The 15,836-nt window shown below is 62.2% G+C and carries 13 protein-coding genes and 2 pseudogenes; 9 read left to right on the top strand and 6 right to left on the bottom strand.

Features of this window, described 5'->3' with window-relative positions; genetic code table 11:
• Positions 1-3 precede the first annotated feature (3 nt).
• Positions 4-702: pseudogene (locus tag KQ659_RS22025) on the bottom strand (carboxypeptidase regulatory-like domain-containing protein); the annotation flags it as partial.
• 395 nt (positions 703-1,097) lie between these two features.
• Between KQ659_RS22025 and KQ659_RS03925 the strand changes: the two are divergent.
• The 4 genes and pseudogenes from KQ659_RS03925 to KQ659_RS03910 form a co-directional block, all read left to right on the top strand.
• Entirely contained in the window at positions 1,098-1,931 is an 834-nt protein-coding gene (locus KQ659_RS03925; RefSeq protein ID WP_216690211.1) for a ribonuclease H-like domain-containing protein, read from the top strand.
• 295 nt (positions 1,932-2,226) lie between these two features.
• Positions 2,227-3,771, top strand: coding sequence for a serine hydrolase (locus KQ659_RS03920; protein WP_216690212.1), 1,545 nt, complete (start codon positions 2,227-2,229; stop codon positions 3,769-3,771).
• Positions 3,772-3,827: 56 nt separating this feature from the next.
• Complete coding sequence (locus tag KQ659_RS03915) at positions 3,828-4,346, top strand: delta-60 repeat domain-containing protein (protein WP_216690213.1); 519 nt, start codon at positions 3,828-3,830, stop codon at positions 4,344-4,346.
• Positions 4,347-4,358: 12 nt separating this feature from the next.
• A pseudogene (locus KQ659_RS03910) lies at positions 4,359-6,125 on the top strand (delta-60 repeat domain-containing protein); the annotation flags it as partial.
• Between the two features lie 365 nt (positions 6,126-6,490).
• Here KQ659_RS03910 and KQ659_RS03900 read toward each other — a convergent pair.
• On the bottom strand, positions 6,491-7,537 hold the full coding sequence (locus KQ659_RS03900; RefSeq protein WP_226915656.1) for an NAD(P)-dependent alcohol dehydrogenase: 1,047 nt from the start codon (positions 7,535-7,537) through the stop codon (positions 6,491-6,493).
• 185 nt (positions 7,538-7,722) lie between these two features.
• On the opposite strand from KQ659_RS03900, the gene KQ659_RS03895 reads away from it, so the two are divergent.
• A complete protein-coding gene (locus KQ659_RS03895; protein ID WP_216690215.1) occupies positions 7,723-8,028 on the top strand; it encodes a DUF3817 domain-containing protein in 306 nt (101 codons plus the stop codon).
• A 14-nt stretch (positions 8,029-8,042) separates the two neighbouring features.
• On the opposite strand, the gene KQ659_RS03890 is transcribed toward KQ659_RS03895, so the two are convergent.
• Both KQ659_RS03890 and KQ659_RS03885 read right to left on the bottom strand, forming a co-directional pair.
• Complete coding sequence (locus KQ659_RS03890) at positions 8,043-8,768, bottom strand: DUF1990 domain-containing protein (RefSeq protein ID WP_216690216.1); 726 nt, start codon at positions 8,766-8,768, stop codon at positions 8,043-8,045.
• Positions 8,761-9,339: a DUF1990 family protein gene (locus KQ659_RS03885; protein WP_216690217.1), complete on the bottom strand. Its 579-nt coding sequence runs from the start codon at positions 9,337-9,339 to the stop codon at positions 8,761-8,763. Before KQ659_RS03885 ends, KQ659_RS03890 begins: the two co-directional genes overlap by 8 nt.
• A 123-nt stretch (positions 9,340-9,462) precedes the next feature.
• Here KQ659_RS03885 and nfi point away from each other — a divergent pair, with 123 nt between their 5' ends.
• Positions 9,463-10,152, top strand: coding sequence for a deoxyribonuclease V (gene nfi, locus KQ659_RS03880; RefSeq protein ID WP_216690218.1), 690 nt, complete (start codon positions 9,463-9,465; stop codon positions 10,150-10,152).
• Positions 10,153-10,166: 14 nt separating this feature from the next.
• On the opposite strand, the gene KQ659_RS03875 is transcribed toward nfi, so the two are convergent.
• On the bottom strand, positions 10,167-11,069 hold the full coding sequence (locus KQ659_RS03875; protein ID WP_216690219.1) for a glutamate--tRNA ligase family protein: 903 nt from the start codon (positions 11,067-11,069) through the stop codon (positions 10,167-10,169).
• A gap of 18 nt (positions 11,070-11,087) precedes the next feature.
• On the bottom strand, positions 11,088-11,480 hold the full coding sequence (locus KQ659_RS03870; protein WP_216690220.1) for a VOC family protein: 393 nt from the start codon (positions 11,478-11,480) through the stop codon (positions 11,088-11,090).
• 178 nt (positions 11,481-11,658) lie between these two features.
• On the opposite strand from KQ659_RS03870, the gene KQ659_RS03865 reads away from it, so the two are divergent.
• The 3 genes from KQ659_RS03865 to KQ659_RS03855 all read left to right on the top strand — a co-directional run bounded on the left by KQ659_RS03865 (position 11,659) and on the right by KQ659_RS03855 (position 15,659).
• Entirely contained in the window at positions 11,659-13,125 is a 1,467-nt protein-coding gene (locus KQ659_RS03865; protein ID WP_216690221.1) for a complex I subunit 4 family protein, read from the top strand.
• Positions 13,126-13,317: 192 nt separating this feature from the next.
• Positions 13,318-14,718, top strand: coding sequence for an NADH-quinone oxidoreductase subunit N (locus tag KQ659_RS03860; protein WP_216690222.1), 1,401 nt, complete (start codon positions 13,318-13,320; stop codon positions 14,716-14,718).
• Positions 14,719-14,960: 242 nt separating this feature from the next.
• The gene (locus KQ659_RS03855; RefSeq protein ID WP_216690223.1) at positions 14,961-15,659 is read left to right on the top strand and encodes a M15 family metallopeptidase; all 699 of its coding nucleotides are present in this window, start codon (positions 14,961-14,963) and stop codon (positions 15,657-15,659) included.
• Positions 15,660-15,836: the final 177 nt, after the last annotated feature.

The following is a 15,836-nucleotide window of genomic DNA, read 5'->3' as shown; positions in this document are numbered from 1 at the left end:
GCCTTCGCCGTCGTACTTGGCCGGCGGCGTGGTGATAATTTCGACCGACTTAATCTGCTCGGCCGGAATACCTTTCAGGGCTTCGGCCAGGTTGCTGGCCAGCGTAGGCGAGGGCTTGTTATTCACCAGCACCTTGAAGTTGCTGGAGCCGCGCATCTTCACGTTGCCGTCGCCGTCCACGGCCAGCAGCGGGGCTTTGCGCAGCACGTCGGCCGCAGTGCCGCCGGCATTGGTGGCGTCCTGGTCGGCGTTGTACACCATGCGGTCGGGCCGGATTTCCACCACCGGCTTCGTCCCGATGATGACGGCCTCGGCCAGCGCGGTGCCGGCCACGGGCAGGCGGAACGTGCCCGCGTCGGTAGCGCCGGCGGTAATGGTCACGTTGCGCGTCTGGGTGCCGTAGCCCACGTAGCTCACCCGCAGCCGGGCCGGGCCGGGCGCGAGCTTGGTGAGGGAGAATTTGCCGGCCTCGTCGGCGGCCACGCCGGTGATGGGCTTGTCGTTGGGCGCGGATGGCAGCAGTACCACCGTGGCGTAGGGCACGGGCTCTTTCTTAAGCGAATCGAGCACGGTGCCGACGAGCGAGCCGGTGGCCGCCACCGCCGGAGTAGCGGCAGGCGTTTGGGCGGCGGCGGGGCGGGCCAAGCCAGTCAGGAGCAGACACAACAGGCCCGCCGCAAAGCAATGCGTAGATAGTTTCATCGGTGCAGATTAGGAAAGGAAAGAAGGTTACGCTCAAACAGATGACCTAGCCGTGGCCAGGGTTGCCTGTCAGGAGCATTAAATTGAGGTGAAGCTCTGGAGAATATTGGCCCTGGTGTCCAAACGTTACAGCGGCCAGCATTATTTTTTTTAGGAATCGCCATTACTGGCGCAAGGCCGGAGTAACAGGCAGCTTTCTGACTCAAAGGGCCGGGCTGCCGAGCCGCATAGTCCAGGCTGGGACGTGCCACCAGCGGATACCGGATGCGGCAGCAGGATGCCTGCGAATCTGAGCCGCTTGCATGCAGCGCAGGCTTTGCCGTAGCTTTGAGATAGGCGGGCGGCCCGGCGGCCCCGACGTATCTTCCACTACTTTCACTGCTTTTCCTTCTGCCATGAACATCCTGCACAATGTCGACCTGACCCGCATTTTCTTCGTCGATATTGAAACCGTGCCCGGCCACGCCACCCATGCCGAGATGCCGGCCGCCCACCAGCCGCTCTGGAAGAAGTTCTGCGACAAGCGCCACGCCCGCGAGCTGGCCGAGGGCCAGACCCACGAAGCCCTGTTTGCCAACGGCGGCCTCTATGCCGAGTTTGGCAAAATCGTGTGCATTTCGGTGGGCAAGTTCTACACCCTGGCCGATGACACGCTTGAATTTAAAGTGAAATCGTACGCCAACGATGATGAGCACGAAGTGCTGCGGAGCTTCGCCCGGGCCCTGGACGAAGCCAAACCCTACGGCACCAAGCTGCCCACCGCCACCAACACCCGCGAGCACGACGACCCGAAGCGCATCGGCCACTACCTCTGCGCCCACAACGGCCGCGAGTTCGACTACGGCTACATCGGCCGCCGCATGCTGATTTGCGGTCAGCCCATTCCGCCGATGCTCGACGTGGCCGGCTACAAGGCATGGGACCTGCCTCACCTGCTCGACACCATGGAGCTATGGAAGTTTGGCGATTTCAAAGGCACTATCTCCCTGGCCCTGCTGGCCGGCGTCTTCGGCATTCCCTCACCCAAAGACGACATCGACGGCTCCCAGGTGGGCCACACCTACTGGACCGAGAAAGACCTCAAACGCATTGTGACCTATTGCGAGAAGGACGTTATCACCACGGCCCGCGTCTTTATGCACTATCAGGGCCTCAAGTCGTTTTGGCCCGACGTGCGGGTTACCCATACCCCGTGGCCGCCCATACCGGTCATGCGGGTAGTGGCCTAACCCTGGCAGGCGGCTTAGCTTTGAGCCGGCTGAAATCCCTTCGGGGTGTTTCAGCCGGCTTTTTTTACGTTGTGCTCAACCGCTGCCCGTTGCTCTGCTCTTTCGGAGTTGCACTCCGAAAGCCGGACTGCCGGGGACTTATAGTCCCCAATCGTTGCGCCGTTGCCACCCCGGAGCGGAGTACAACTCCGCAACACGCGGCTTTCGGAGTGCAACTCCGAAAGAGCAGGAGTTCCACTCCGAAAGAGCAAAAAATCCTTCATTCGGCACTTTTTAGACCTTGCTTTCAACACCAATGCGCTTACTTCCTTTCCTGGTCACGCTGGCTGCGGCCGCCGCCCTTTCCCTCCCCGCTCACGCCCAAACGCCTACGCCCGGCGCGGGCAACGCCTTCGTGCGCGACAGCCTAGCCAGCTACGTGCAGCGCGGCCTCAAATTATGGAACATTCCTGGCCTGGCCGTGACGGTGGTGAAGGATGGGCAGGTAGTGGTGTCGCAGGGTTTCGGCGTGAAAGCCGTGGACAAGCCCGAACCAGTGGACGGTAATACCCTCTTCCTCATCGCCTCCAATTCCAAACTCTTCACCGGCACCGCCATTTCGCAATTGGTCGAGGAAAAAAAGCTGAAGCTGGACGACCCGGTGCACCAGTACCTGCCCGATTTCCGGCTCTATGACTCCGTCAGCACCCGCTTGGTTACCATTCGCGATGTGCTGGGGCACCGCATGGGCACCAAGACCTTCCAGGGCGATTTCACCTTCTGGGATTCTAACCTGAGCCGGGCCGAAATCCTGCAAAAAGTGCGCTACCTGAAGCCTGTGGGGCTGTTTCGGCAGCAGTACGGTTACAGCAACTACGGCTTCCTGACGGCCGGCGAAATCATTCCCGTGGCCACCGGTGGCACCACCTGGCAGGACTTTGTGCAGCAGCGCCTGCTCACCCCGCTGGGCATGACGAATACCTACCCCAGTACGGCGGGGGCCAGCCAGCGGGCCAACGTGGCGCTGCCCTACACCACGGCTTTCGGCCCGCTCACGCGGGTGCCGTTTGATGAGGTGGATAATTTCGGGCCGGCCGCCAGCCTGGTTTCCAACGTGAATGACCTCGGCCACTGGCTGCGCTTCCAGCTCGACAGCGGCCAATACAACGGCCAGCGCATCATGCCCTGGGCCACGCTGCGCCGCACCCGCGAGGGCAACACGCTGGTGAGCGCCAGCAAGTCGCCCATCTTCCCCAGCCACTTCCGCACCTACGGCCTGGGCGTGTACTCAGCCGACTACAACGCCCGCCAGATTTACTGGCACACCGGCGGGGCCAACGGCTTCGTGACCAACGTGTGCTTTGTGCCCGAAGAAAATCTGGGCCTCGCCGTGCTCACCAACCAGGACAATCAGAGCTTCTTCGAAGCCCTGCGCTACCAGCTGCTCGATGCTTACCTGGGCGTGCCCTACGTGGACCGCAGCCGCCAGCTCTACGCCTTCGCCCAAAAGGGCAACGCCGAAACCGCCAAGAGCGTGGCCGAGCTGGCCGCCCGCGTGGCCCGGAAAATAAAGCCCGCCCGCAGCCTCAAAGCCTACGCCGGCACCTACCAGCACCCGGTATATGGCCCCATCACGGTGGAGCCGAAGGGCCGGCAGCTGCTGGTGCGCTTCTCGCACCACCCCGCCCTCACCACTACGCTGGACTATATGGACGGCGACACCTTCCGCAGCACCTTTTCCAACGCGGCCTACGGGATTTTCCCGGCCCCCTTCGCCGTGGAGAACGGGCAGGTGAAAACGCTGGAAATTCGGGTGAACGAAGGGCTGGAGCAGGACCCGTACCTGTTCACGAAACAATAAGCAAGCCTTAAATTTGATTGAATCAATTCTGCGTTAATTCCTTTCCTTCCAACTTTATGCGTCTTTTTTACTCATTTATCACGGTAGCTTTGCTGGGCTGCGGCAGCTGGCTTTCCGCCGCCGCGCAGCAGCTCGACCCCGGCTTTGCGCCCAGCACGCTCACGGCTCCCGGGGGTGGAGTTTTCGCTTCCCTTAAGCAGCCCGATGGCAAGGTGCTCATCACCGGTCAGCTCCAACTGCTGAACGGGCAGCCGTCGCCCCGAATGGCGCGCCTCAACGCCGACGGCACCCCCGATGGCACGTTCCGGTCGCAGGCCGGCAGCGGCCCCAGTGCCAACATTACCGCGCTGGCGCTCCAGCCCGACGGCAAAATCCTACTGGGGGGCGAATACGGCGTGACGGGCTACAATGGTGCGCCCGTGCAAAACCTCATCCGCCTCAATGCCGATGGCAGCTTGGACAATTCGTTCAGCTCGGGTGGCACCGGGTGGCAGAGCAGCATCTACAGCATTGCCGTGCAGGCCGATGGTAAGATTTTGGTAGGCCGCGTTTTACAGTCCACTTTCAACGGGTAACCCACCAAGGGCGTGATTCGGCTGTTGCCCACCGGCCGGCTCGACACCAGCTTTGCCACCAGAGCCGGGTTCACCAACGGAACGGGCGGCTACGGGGAAATCCGGCGGATTATCGCGCAGCCCGACGGCACCATTATGGTGGCCGGCCAGTTCGATGCCGTGGACGGGCAGCCCTGCCTGGGCGTTGCCCGCCTCAGCGCCACCGGCAGCCGCGATGCCTCGTTTAGCTCGCCGCTGGTCAGCTACGCGTTTGTGTTCGATATGGTGCGGCAGCCCGATGGCAAGCTCGTTCTCGGGGGCAACACGGTGGCAAGCTCGACCAACGGTTCCAGCCTGGTGGTGCGCCTGCTGCCCACCGGCGCGCTGGACCCGTCTTTTACCCGCGTTGCGGCCAGCGGAGTAGTGTTTGGCCTGGGCCTCCGCGCCGATGGCAGCATCCTGGTTACGGGTGGGCTCAACTCCTTCGGCGGGCTCTCCAGCACCGGCCTGGTGCGGCTAACCTCGGCCGGGGCGGTCGATGCCGCGTTTGGGGCAGGCAGCCAGGGCAACTACGGCACCGTGATGCGCGCGGTAGAGCTGAATAGTGGCCAGTACCTGATAGTCGGCTTTTTCAACAGCTCAGGCAGCCAGCCAAGCAGCGGCGTGATGCGCCTGCTGGCCACTGGCAACGTCGATACCAGCTACACCATGTTGCTGGAAACGGTAGCCTCGGGGCTCGTCACCCCGCAGAACAACGGCCAGCTCGTGCTGAGTACCTACAGCCTCACCACCTTCAACGGTCAGGCGGTGAGCACCCAAGGCTACCCGCGCTTCCACCGCATCAGTGCCAATGGCAGCTACAACGCACTGATAACCCTTCCCGCCCCTACGGCACGGCCCGGTGGCAGCACCTATTCTGTCAATGCTTCCGCACAGGCCGACGGTACTTTCTACGCCACTTACCAGAATACTGACAGCACTGCCCTGGTGCGCCGCGTACTGGCCAACGGCACGTTCGACGCCACGTTTGCGGCGGCAGAGCTCCGTTGGAGCCGCCCGTACCCGCCCTGCTGCCTTGGGGCGAGCATTGCCATCCACCCCGGCGGTGGATTGCTGGTCACCAGCTCTTCCACTAAAGCAAATGGCCAGCCCATGAGGACGATGGTGCGCCTCAACGCCGATGGCACGCTCAACACGCAATTTGCTCCGCCCCTCAATACCACCTGGCAGGTGCTCGCCGTAGGCACGGGCAATACCGCCGGCTTCCGCTACCCCGTGGGCCTGGCCAACGGCCAGACGCTGGTGCTCTGGAACGATGCCACCCGCAGCTACGCAGACCGCCTCAACCTCGATGGCACCATCGATAACACCTTCTCGATTGGCACGGGCGGCGGCCCTGGCTCGCTGTTTAGCATCGTGGTTGTGGCCGGCGGCAAAATTATGGCAAATGGCAACTTCACCTCCTTCAACGGGCAGGCCGCGCCCTACGGCCTGCTGCGCCTGCTGCCAAGCGGCGCGCCCGACCCCGGCTTCACGGCCGCCAGCGCCGCCCACACGCTGGCCGAACAACCCGATGGCAAGCTGCTCATCGTGGCACCCGGCGCTACCTCGCAAACCGAGCGCCTGGTGCGCCTCATCACCACCGGCAGCTTCGATACTGGTTTCCAGGCCGTAGTGGTGGGCAATGAGTCGTTCTCGCCCGCAGCAGCGACCGTTTACCTCCAGCCCGGCACCAATGCCATTGTGCTTGGCGGCGACTTCACCAGCGTGGCCGGGCAGCCGCGCTTCGGGCTGGCCCGCCTCGTGAACACGGTGCTGGCCACGCGCAACGCCACGGCGGTGCCGCTGGCCGATGCCTTCCCCAACCGGCCCATAACCAGCTCACCCTGCGCCTGCCCGCCGCGCCCACCGGCCCCGTGCTGCTGGCCGACCTGCAGGGCCGCACGGTGCGCCGCTGGGCGCTGGCGCAGGCCAGCGGCACGGTGCCGCTGGGTGGCCTCGCGCCGGGCGTGTACCTATTGGGCATCACCACCACGGCCGGCCAAAGCTGGCAGCGTATTGCCATCGAATAAGCCCGAATCCAACTTATCGGCCAAACGCAAAAAGCCGGCTTCCCTCGCGGAAAGCCGGCTTTTTGCGTTTAATTATCGAGTGGCTGCTGGTTGTTACAGCGTGGCCATGTCAATCACGAAGCGGTATTTCACGTCGCCTTTCAGCATGCGCTCGTACGACTCGTTGATGTCCTTCATGTCGATGAGCTCGATGTCGGACATGATGTTATGCTCGGCGCAGAAGTCCAGCATTTCCTGCGTTTCGGCAATGCCGCCGATGAGCGAGCCGGCAATGCGACGACGCTTACTGATGAGGTTGAAGGCATGGATGTGCGGTGCCTCTGTGGGCACGCCCAGCAAAATCATGGTGCCATCGCGGCGCAGCAGGTTCACGTAGGTGGCCAGGTCGAGCTGGGCCGATACGGTGTTGATAATGAAGTCGAAGTAGTTGCCTACCGACTTCAGCTGGGCCTCGTCTTTGGTTACCACAAACTTGTGGGCGCCCAGCTCTTTGGCATCGGCTTCCTTGCCGGGCGAGGTGCTGAGCACCGTTACCTCGGCACCCATGGCGGCGGCGAGCTTCACGGCCATGTGGCCCAGGCCGCCCAGGCCCATCACGCCCACGCGGTGGCCGGGGCCCACTTTCCACTGGCGCAGGGGCGAGTAGGTGGTGATGCCGGCGCAGAGCAGCGGCGCCACACGGGCCAGGTCCAGCTTATCGGATACTTTGAGGGTGTACTTCTCGTCCACCACAATCTGGCTCGAGTAGCCGCCGTAGGTGGGCGCGCCGCTGCCAATCTCGCGGCTGTTGTAGGTACCCACCATGCCGGTGGTTTCGCAGTACTGCTCCATGCCTTCCTGGCAGCTGGGGCAAGTGCGGCACGAGTCCACCATGCAGCCCACGCCGGCCAGGTCGCCTACTTTAAAGTTTTTCACGTGGTCGCCCACCTTGCTGATGCGGCCCACAATTTCGTGGCCGGGCACCATCGGGAACATCGAGCCGCCCCACTCGTCGCGCACCTGGTGCAGGTCGGAGTGGCACACGCCACAAAACTGAATATCAATGAGCACATCGTGCGGGCCTACTTCGCGGCGCTCAAAATCGAAGGGTGCGAGGGGGACACTGGGAGCCGGGGCGGCGTAGGCTTTCGTTGGAAGCATAATTGGGGGTATTGTAAGCGTTAATGGTTAGGGAAATAAGTCGGCACAAAGGCAGTAACGTAATACGCCCATGGCCTGAATGCCGGAAACCCTGAAGTGTATAACCGGACAGAGCCACTAAAGTTTGCGGGGCCGGGCCGAAAGGTGTGGGGTAGCTTTGCGTTTCCACCCAAACGCACATTGCTATGTCCCTCACGCCCGGTCATCTTTTTCTCACTTCACTGGGCCGCCTGCGGCTGATTGGGTTTCTGGAAGGCATTTCGTTGCTGGTGTTGCTGGGCATTGCCATGCCCTTAAAATACCTGGCGGGCCAGCCCCTGGCGGTGCGCTACGTGGGTATGGCGCACGGTGTGCTGTTTGTGGCGTACGTGCTGCTGGTTATTCAGGTGGCCATTGAACGGCGCTGGTCGTTTGGAAAAGCGCTGCTGGCGCTGGCCGTTTCCGTGCTGCCATTCGGCACTTTTTGGGCTGAAAAACGGCTATTCCACTAAAAATTCGCAGCTTGTTATCCCGGCCGCGGTGCCCCGGCGGCGGCGGCAGCGGCAGCTGGCGAGCCTTGTGCTAAAGCCTGGCCCACCAGCTCCCGCATTCGACGCAACGACTCGCGGGCAAACTTGCGCTGGAGTATTCGCCCAAACAGCTTGAAACCCACCCAGTAGAACGGGTTGCGAATCTGGCCGGACTGCGATACGGCGTGAATGCGAAACTGTACGGCCCCGGTCGGCAGATTTTTGTGAATGGTGAAGTCAATCTGACCGCGCTCGAAGTGGCCTTCGAGGGTGCGGTAGCCGTAGCCCCACACCCGTTCCGGGTACGAGCCGGCCGGGCCGCTGGGCGTGGGGCGGGCTTCCTCATCGGTGACCTCGCTCACGCGCACGCCGAAGTAGAAATTGAAGACCAGAAAGTGCGCCCGCAGCACCATAATGCGCTTTTCGAGCGGCATAGTGGGGTCGAAGTAGCCGGTGATGAGGTCGGGCGGGGGGAAGGCGTAGCGGCGCAGCACATCCTGGGCGGCGGCGAAGGAGCCGGCAGCCTCGGGTGGGCCGGGGGCTTCGGCGGGCAGGTCGGTTTCGTAGTCGTCGAGGCGCCAGCCGGTGGCGCTGGCGTGCTCGTTCTGGCGCGAAAAGTCGTAGTTGACCTTGGCGTTGCGGTAGGCATCAAGGCGGGCGCGGTACTGCTCCCAGGCGGGCGGCTTTGCCGAGGCCGGCACGGCGATAGTTGGGCTACTCATGGCGGGTGTGATGAACGTGGCTGGCTTCGTCGTGCCGGAAGGTTTCGACTACTACGTCGGCCAGGGCGTGGCCGCCGCTGGCCGCCGCCACGCGCCGGCAGAATTCGACCCAGGAGGCTTCCTGCATCAGCTTGCCGCCGCCCAGGGTGTCGTAGGCGAAAGCCACCAGCCCATCGCGCGAGCGGGCCGAGGAACGAATTTCGAACCGCAGCACGTCGGGCGACTCGTCCAGATAGTGGGCTTCGAAACGAATACGGCCGGCCTCGGGGTGGCCTTCGAGCGTGATGAATTCGAAGTAAGTGGCACCGACATCGGTGACGCGCACGCTGCCGTTCCAGGGGCCGCGAATGGTGATATGGAATTCGTCGCCGGTCTTAATGGGGCCCGCGTCGCCGGTTGTCTTTTCGAAATCGGCGAGTGCCTCGGGCGAGAAGCGGGGCACATCGGCCTGCACCTCGGCCATAAGCTGAGCGGGTGAATGCCGCGCCCGCTGCACGTCAATAAAGTAGCGGCGCTCCAGTAGCGGGCCGGAGCCGGTAGAAGCGGGTTGTTCGGGAGGGGAATCAGACATGGCCAACGAAGAAACGTATGGCCTTCATACGCCCCATGCCGCCGCAGGATGCTAAGGTTGAGCTATTCGGGGCCACAATGCTGCCTTTTCCTCAGCTCAGAATTCAACGCTCATACCCGCCAAATGGCTTACTACCGCCCGCCCGGCCCTCCCCCCGACCCCGCCCTCGTGCGCAGCCTCACCGAGCAACAGCACGAAATGCGCCAGCGCGTGCGCGCCGAGCTCCTGCCCCGGGAGCCACACCTCATCGCCGGCTGCGACTCCTCATTCCCCACGCCCGACACCATTCTATCGGTGTTCGTAGTCCTGAAATTTCCTTCGCTGGAGCTGGTAGAGAAAGTGTACAGCTACGGGCCCGTAGACATGCCCTACGTGCCCGGCTTCCTCTCCTTCCGCGAGGCGCCGAACGTGATTCACGCCTTCGCCAAGCTGGAGAACAAGCCCGATGTGATTATGGTCGACGGCCACGGCATTGCGCACCCGCGCCGCATGGGCATTGCCGCGCACCTGGGCGTGCTGCTCGACATGCCCATCTTCGGCGTGGCCAAGAATAAGCTGACGGGCATTTTTCAGGAGCCCGGTATCGAGCGCGGCAACATTGAGCCGCTGCTCGATGCGAAATCCGGCGAGCTCATCGGCGAGGTTATTCGCAGCAAGGACAAGGTGCTGCCGCTGTTCGTGAGCCCCGGCCACCGCTGCGACCAAGCCACCGCTACCCGCCTCACCCTGGCATGCTTGAAAGGCTACAAATTGCCGGAGCCTACCCGTTTGGCCGATTATTGGGCCGAGCAGTTTAAGAAAGAGGTGCGGTAGTTTTTCGCACAGAGTTAACGAGAGGGCAAAGAGCGTTTCACCGAGGTGAAGGCCTGTTGGAGCATCGGCAATGTGGCAGCAGCCTCTGCCGGGAGCTTCAGCAGCTGCGCCACGGCCTGGAATACGGCTTGCTTTCCTTGCTCCTGAGCCAGAATACCCGCATCCAGCGGCAGCTGCTGCGACTTAGAGAGCTTCTGGCCGGCCGCATCGGTCATCAGCGAATGATGAAAAAAATGCACCTGTGTTCTATTAAAAGCAGTTGTTTCCGAGAGCTGCACGGCCAGCCAAAGCTGCGCGGCAGAGCTGGCTTGCAGGTCCAGCCCGCGCACAATCAGGTTGGTACCGAGGCGTAAATCATCGACTACTGAAGCCACCTGGTACGCGGCTACGCCGTCCTTTTTGCGAACCACAAAATCCGGCATTAGCGCGCCGAGCGGCACACTGGTTTCGCCCTGCCAACCATCGGCAAACTGAATTTCAGTACCAGCCGGCACCTGCGCCCGCCACGCCGCGCCGGGCGTTTCGAGCGAAACCGGGGCTTCGGGGCCGCCGGTGCGGGTGCGCTGGCTGGCCTGCACCAAACCGGGCTGCTGCGCCAGCCGGCGCAGCACGCGGTTGTAGTCGGGCAGGTGCAACAGCTGCGAATGGTGGCGCAGGAAATTGTCGGGGCCACTGGGGCCGTGGTCGTAGTCAATCCCCAGCCAGTCGATTACGCGGAAGATATTATCCAGGTAGGCGGGGCGCAGACGGGCGCGGTCCAGGTCGTCGATTCTCAGGTGCAGCGTGCCGCCGGCCCTGCCGGGTACGACCTGCCGCGTGAGCAGCCAGGTGAGCACGAAGTTCACGGCGTTGCCGAGGTGCAGGAAGCCGCTGGGCGTGGGCGCGAGGCGCGAAACAACGGGCGAGTGGTCAGACATCTTTGGCAGTAATTGGCGCTACAGATTCCAGACCGCCTGTTGCAGCACCACGCGGTAGCCGTCGGGGTCTTCAAAAGTACGGCCCTGCTGGTCCCAATACGGATTATATGCTGGCACGGGCGCGAAGCCGGCGGCCAGCATCCGCTGCACGGCGGGCGGCCATTCGGCGGCATCGGGCAGGTAGAACACCAGCAGGTTGTCGGCCGTGGGAGCGCGGCCCACGGCGTGCCCCGGCTGGTGCGTGAACTCCAGATGGTACGGCGCGTGCGGGTGGTCCAGCATCACGCCGTCGAATCCGTTGTGGGCGGTGAAGGATATGAGTACCTGCAAGCCGAGGCCATCGCAGTAGAAACGCAGCAGGGCCGGCAGGTTGTCGGTGGGCCGAACCACGCGCAGCATGGGTATTGCCATGAGGAGAAGGTTGTGAACGGCAAAGTTGGCGGCCAACGGGTACAGGCGCCCCAGCCGTAAAGTGGCCCGCCAGTAGAAGTTGCACAAAAACGGTGGTGCCTTCCTACTCCGTGCGTAAGTTTGCGGTCAATTTGCGGGTGGGTTCCCCCACCCTGCAACGCGCCCAACCCGCCTGCTGATGCTGACTGCTGTACTGCTTTTTCTCCCTTTAGCCGCCGCCCTGCTGCTGCTAGTCGTTAAGGGAGCCGCCGCCCGCGCCCTTGCCTTCGGGGCCTCGCTCCTCGAATTCGTTGTCGCCGCCTACGTCACGTTCGACTTCACCCGCCACGGCTCAACTGCCTACAACCTCGATTACCGCTGGATTGCCTCGGCCGGCATCAACTTCCATATCGGGCTCGATGGCCTGAGCCTGTTGATGGTGCTGCTCACCACGTTCCTGGTTCCGCTCATTCTGCTGAGCGCTTTCAAGCGCGATTACGACAACCCGTCCACGTTCTACGCCCTCGTGCTGTTTATGCAAACGGGCCTGCTCGGCGTGTTCGTTTCGCTCGATGCCTTCCTGTTCTACTTCTTCTGGGAAGTGGCCCTCATTCCGATTTACCTGCTGGCGGGTGCCTGGGGCGGCGAGCGCCGCGTGGCCGTCACCCTCAAGTTTTTCCTCTATACCGTGGTGGGCTCACTGCTGATGCTGGCCGGCTTCGTGTACCTCTACCTGCAAACCGGCCCCGCCGCCGGCTCGCTGGCCCAGCACTCCTCGGAGCTCACCGCTTTCTACAGCCTGAAGCTCAGCGCCGCCGAGCAGTCGTGGCTGTTCTGGCTGATTTTCGCCGCCTTTGCCGTGAAGATGCCCATCTTCCCCTTCCACACCTGGCAGCCCGACACCTACACCGAAGCCCCCGCCCCCGCCACCATGCTGCTCTCGGGCATCATGCTGAAAATGGGCATCTACGGCACCCTGCGCTGGTTGCTGCCCGTGGTGCCGCTCGGCGTGAGCCAGTGGCAGAAGCCGGTTATCATCCTCTCCGTCATTGGCATTATCTACGGGGCCATCATCGCCATTCGGCAGCGCGACGTGAAGCGCCTCATCGCCTACTCGTCCCTTAGCCACGTTGGATTGATGGCGGCCGGCGTGTTCTCGCTCACCCAAATCGGCCTGCAAGGCGCAGTGGTTCAGATGCTGGCCCACGGCGTGAACGTGGTCGGCATGTTCTTCATTGCCGATGCCATTGAGCGCCGCACCGGCACCCGCTACATCCCCGACCTGGGCGGCCTCACGCGCCGCACGCCCATCCTCTCAGTTTGCTTCCTAATAATGCTGTTGAGCACGGTGGCCCTGCCCCTCACGGGCGGCTTTGTGGGTGAATTCCTGCTGCTGGCCGGCGTGTACGAATACAACGCCTGGGTGGGCGCGGTGGCCGGCCTCACCATCATTTTCTCGGCCGTGTACCTGCTGCGCATGTTCCAGCGCGTGATGCTCGGCCCGGATTCGTCGTTCTCCGAAACCATTACCGACCTCACCGGCGGCGAGTTGCTGGTGCTGGTGCCGCTCATTGTGCTGGTGTTCTGGATTGGCCTGTTCCCCAACACCTTCCTGCACATCTCCGAGCCGGCCGTCACAAATATCCTGGCGCTGGTCGGGCGCTAACGGGACGCCTCACCCCCGGCCCCTCTCCGCAGGAGAGGGGAGCTTGTCAAAACAACGATTCTAATCAAAGCCGGGGCTAACAATCCTGCTTCCAGACTGCTAAGTTTCCTCTAAATAAAAGCCCCCAACGTCGCCTGGCTCCCCCTCTCCCACGGAGAGGGGGCCGGGGGGTGAGGCGAACGCCAGAACAACATGACTTCCATCATTCTCCTCTCCGTCTTCGGCATTCTCAACCTGTTCTTGGGCTTTCTGCGCTCGAATAAGGTGCTGCTGCCCGGCGCCATGCTGCTGTTGCTGGCCGTGTTCGGGGCCAACTACGCCGACTGGAACGTGGCGCACGCGCCCTACTTCAACAACATGCTGGTGGTGGACAACTACACGGTAGCCTTCACGGGCATCGTGCTACTCACCACCATTCTGCTGCTGCCCTTCTCGCGCAGCTACGTGGTATCGGGCGAGCCCAACCTGGCCGAATACTACGCCCTGCTACTCTTCTCGCTGGTGGGAGCCATCATGATGATTGGCTACGACCACCTCATCATGCTCTTCGTGGGCATTGAAATCCTAAGCATCAGCATGTACGTGCTGGCCGGCAGCAACAAGCGCGACTCCCGCAGCAACGAAGCCGCCCTGAAATACTTCCTGATGGGCGCGTTTGCCACCGGTATCCTGCTCTTCGGCATTGCGCTACTGTATGGCGCTACCGGCACCTTCGCCCTCTCGCAGCTGGGCGCGGCCGTAGCCAACCCTGCCAACGCCAGCCTGCAGCCGATGCTTTACATCGGTATTCTGATGATGATTATCGGCATCGGCTTCAAGGTATCGGCCGCGCCGTTCCACTTCTGGACGCCCGACGTGTACGAGGGCACGCCCACGTTCTTCACCGCCTTCATGAGTACGGTGGTGAAAACGGCTGGTTTCGCCGCCTTCCTCAAGCTGCTGGCGGTGGCCCTACCCGCCGCTCAGGGCTTCTGGATGCCCACCATTCAGGCCATGTGCGCCCTCACGCTGCTCCTCGGCAACGTAGGCGCGGCGGCCCAAACCAACACCAAGCGCATGCTGGCCTACTCCAGCGTGAGCCACGCCGGCTACTTGCTCATCGGCCTCGTGGCCAGCAAGGGCATGCTGACTGGCGATGCCGCCAGCGGCATTTTCTTCTACTCGCTGGCTTATTCTATTGCTACGGTAGCCGCCTTCGGCGTACTGAAACTGGTGGCCGAACACCGCCAGGACGACTCCTACGCCGGCCTCAATGGCTTGGGCAAAACCAACCCGCTGCTGGCCTTCGTGATGACGGTGGCCATGCTTTCGCTGGCTGGCATTCCGCTCACGGGCGGCTTTTTTGGCAAGTTTTTCCTGCTGGCGGCGGCCGTGGGCCAGGGCTATATCGGCCTCGTGGTATTCGCGGTTATCATGAGCATGGTGGGCCTGTACTACTACCTGCGGCCCATTATCGCCATGTACATGCAGCCCGCCCCCGAGGGTGCCACGCCGGTGCCGGTCGATGGTATTCAGACCGTGACGATGGTGGTGCTGGCGCTACTGACTATTGCGCTGGGCGTGGTACCGGGCTTTATGAGTGGGATTTTGTAAAAATCTTCTTTGCGTATAAGCAGAAAAAGCAGCCTAATGGGCTGCTTTTTCTGCTTATTTGACTCTCCGCCAATCGGCTTTCGCTATGAAGCTGTTTGGAAAGTCAGCCCAAAGTCGCGGCAACCGGTCCGACCGCTCTAGGTGGTATGACCGGTTGCCGCGAGAACGGCGCCAGTGCTTATGGGGCCGATGCCAACGACAACCGGTCGGACCGGCGCAACCCGATTTTCTAAACAGCTTCTATGAATCGTATCCTACTACAGCTGTGGCTATTGTGCTTCCTGAGCATCTTCGGTGGCTGCGCCGTGCAGCCGCCGCACGAAGCCGGCCCGTTCCAACCCGGCGGGCTGGTGGAGCTGGCCCGGCTCGACCCTACCATTCGATTGGATATCCGCTACGCCACTACCCACAATTTCATGGGCCGGGTGCTGTACCCGCAGGCGCGGGCATTCTTGCAGCGCCCTGCCGCCGAGGCCCTGGTGCGGGCGAATAGCACCTTGAAACCACTGGGCTACTGCCTACTGGTATTCGATGGGTATCGCCCCTGGCGCATCACCAAACAGATGTGGGACCACACTCCGACCGATAAAAAGGAATTCGTGGCCGACCCGCAAAAAGGCTCCCGCCACAACCGGGGCTGCGCCGTAGACCTGAGCTTGTGGGATATGGCGGCCAACAAAGAAGTTGCCATGCCCGGCGAGTACGACGAGATGAGCCCTCGCTCTCCTACGCTGCTTACGCTGGTGGCACTCCGGCACAACGGATATCGCGGAACCTGCTCCGCAGCACAATGGAGCAAAACGGCTTCATCGTGTTTCCCGCTGAGTGATGGCATTTCGACTATCAGGACTGGAAATCATATCCAATTCAGAACGTGCCGTTTAATCGGTTGTAGCGGATTTTATATAGGACTTACGCACTTCAAAAGCTATGTAACCTGAAAATCAACGACTTGCATTCAAGACGTATATTTGTTATATTACTGTTTTTCAGTTGGTTAGTGTTTCAACTGCGTAAGTCCTATTATAACAAGGCCAGCCATCCCGGCCAGGCTGCCGGTGCGTGCCAGCAGGGCCAGCGGCACGCGGCGCAAATACGCGCCGGCGCCCTGCCCCCAC

The sequence above is a fragment of the Hymenobacter siberiensis genome, assembly GCF_018967865.2.
Lineage (GTDB): Bacteria > Bacteroidota > Bacteroidia > Cytophagales > Hymenobacteraceae > Hymenobacter > Hymenobacter siberiensis.
The sequence above is the reverse complement of the archived record's forward strand: the minus strand, read 5'-3'. Positions and strand labels throughout refer to the sequence as shown.

Bases quoted from the DNA above. Each gene is read 5' to 3' on its own strand.
- KQ659_RS03925 (WP_216690211.1), top strand. From the start codon at position 1,098: ATGAACATCCTGCACAATGTCGACCTGACCCGCATTTTCTTCGTCGAT.
- KQ659_RS03920 (WP_216690212.1), top strand. From the start codon at position 2,227: ATGCGCTTACTTCCTTTCCTGGTCACGCTGGCTGCGGCCGCCGCCCTT.
- KQ659_RS03915 (WP_216690213.1), top strand. From the start codon at position 3,828: ATGCGTCTTTTTTACTCATTTATCACGGTAGCTTTGCTGGGCTGCGGC.
- KQ659_RS03900 (WP_226915656.1), bottom strand. From the start codon at position 7,537: ATGCTTCCAACGAAAGCCTACGCCGCCCCGGCTCCCAGTGTCCCCCTC.
- KQ659_RS03895 (WP_216690215.1), top strand. From the start codon at position 7,723: ATGTCCCTCACGCCCGGTCATCTTTTTCTCACTTCACTGGGCCGCCTG.
- KQ659_RS03890 (WP_216690216.1), bottom strand. From the start codon at position 8,768: ATGAGTAGCCCAACTATCGCCGTGCCGGCCTCGGCAAAGCCGCCCGCC.
- KQ659_RS03885 (WP_216690217.1), bottom strand. From the start codon at position 9,339: ATGTCTGATTCCCCTCCCGAACAACCCGCTTCTACCGGCTCCGGCCCG.
- nfi (WP_216690218.1), top strand. From the start codon at position 9,463: ATGGCTTACTACCGCCCGCCCGGCCCTCCCCCCGACCCCGCCCTCGTG.
- KQ659_RS03875 (WP_216690219.1), bottom strand. From the start codon at position 11,069: ATGTCTGACCACTCGCCCGTTGTTTCGCGCCTCGCGCCCACGCCCAGC.
- KQ659_RS03870 (WP_216690220.1), bottom strand. From the start codon at position 11,480: ATGGCAATACCCATGCTGCGCGTGGTTCGGCCCACCGACAACCTGCCG.
- KQ659_RS03865 (WP_216690221.1), top strand. From the start codon at position 11,659: ATGCTGACTGCTGTACTGCTTTTTCTCCCTTTAGCCGCCGCCCTGCTG.
- KQ659_RS03860 (WP_216690222.1), top strand. From the start codon at position 13,318: ATGACTTCCATCATTCTCCTCTCCGTCTTCGGCATTCTCAACCTGTTC.
- KQ659_RS03855 (WP_216690223.1), top strand. From the start codon at position 14,961: ATGAATCGTATCCTACTACAGCTGTGGCTATTGTGCTTCCTGAGCATC.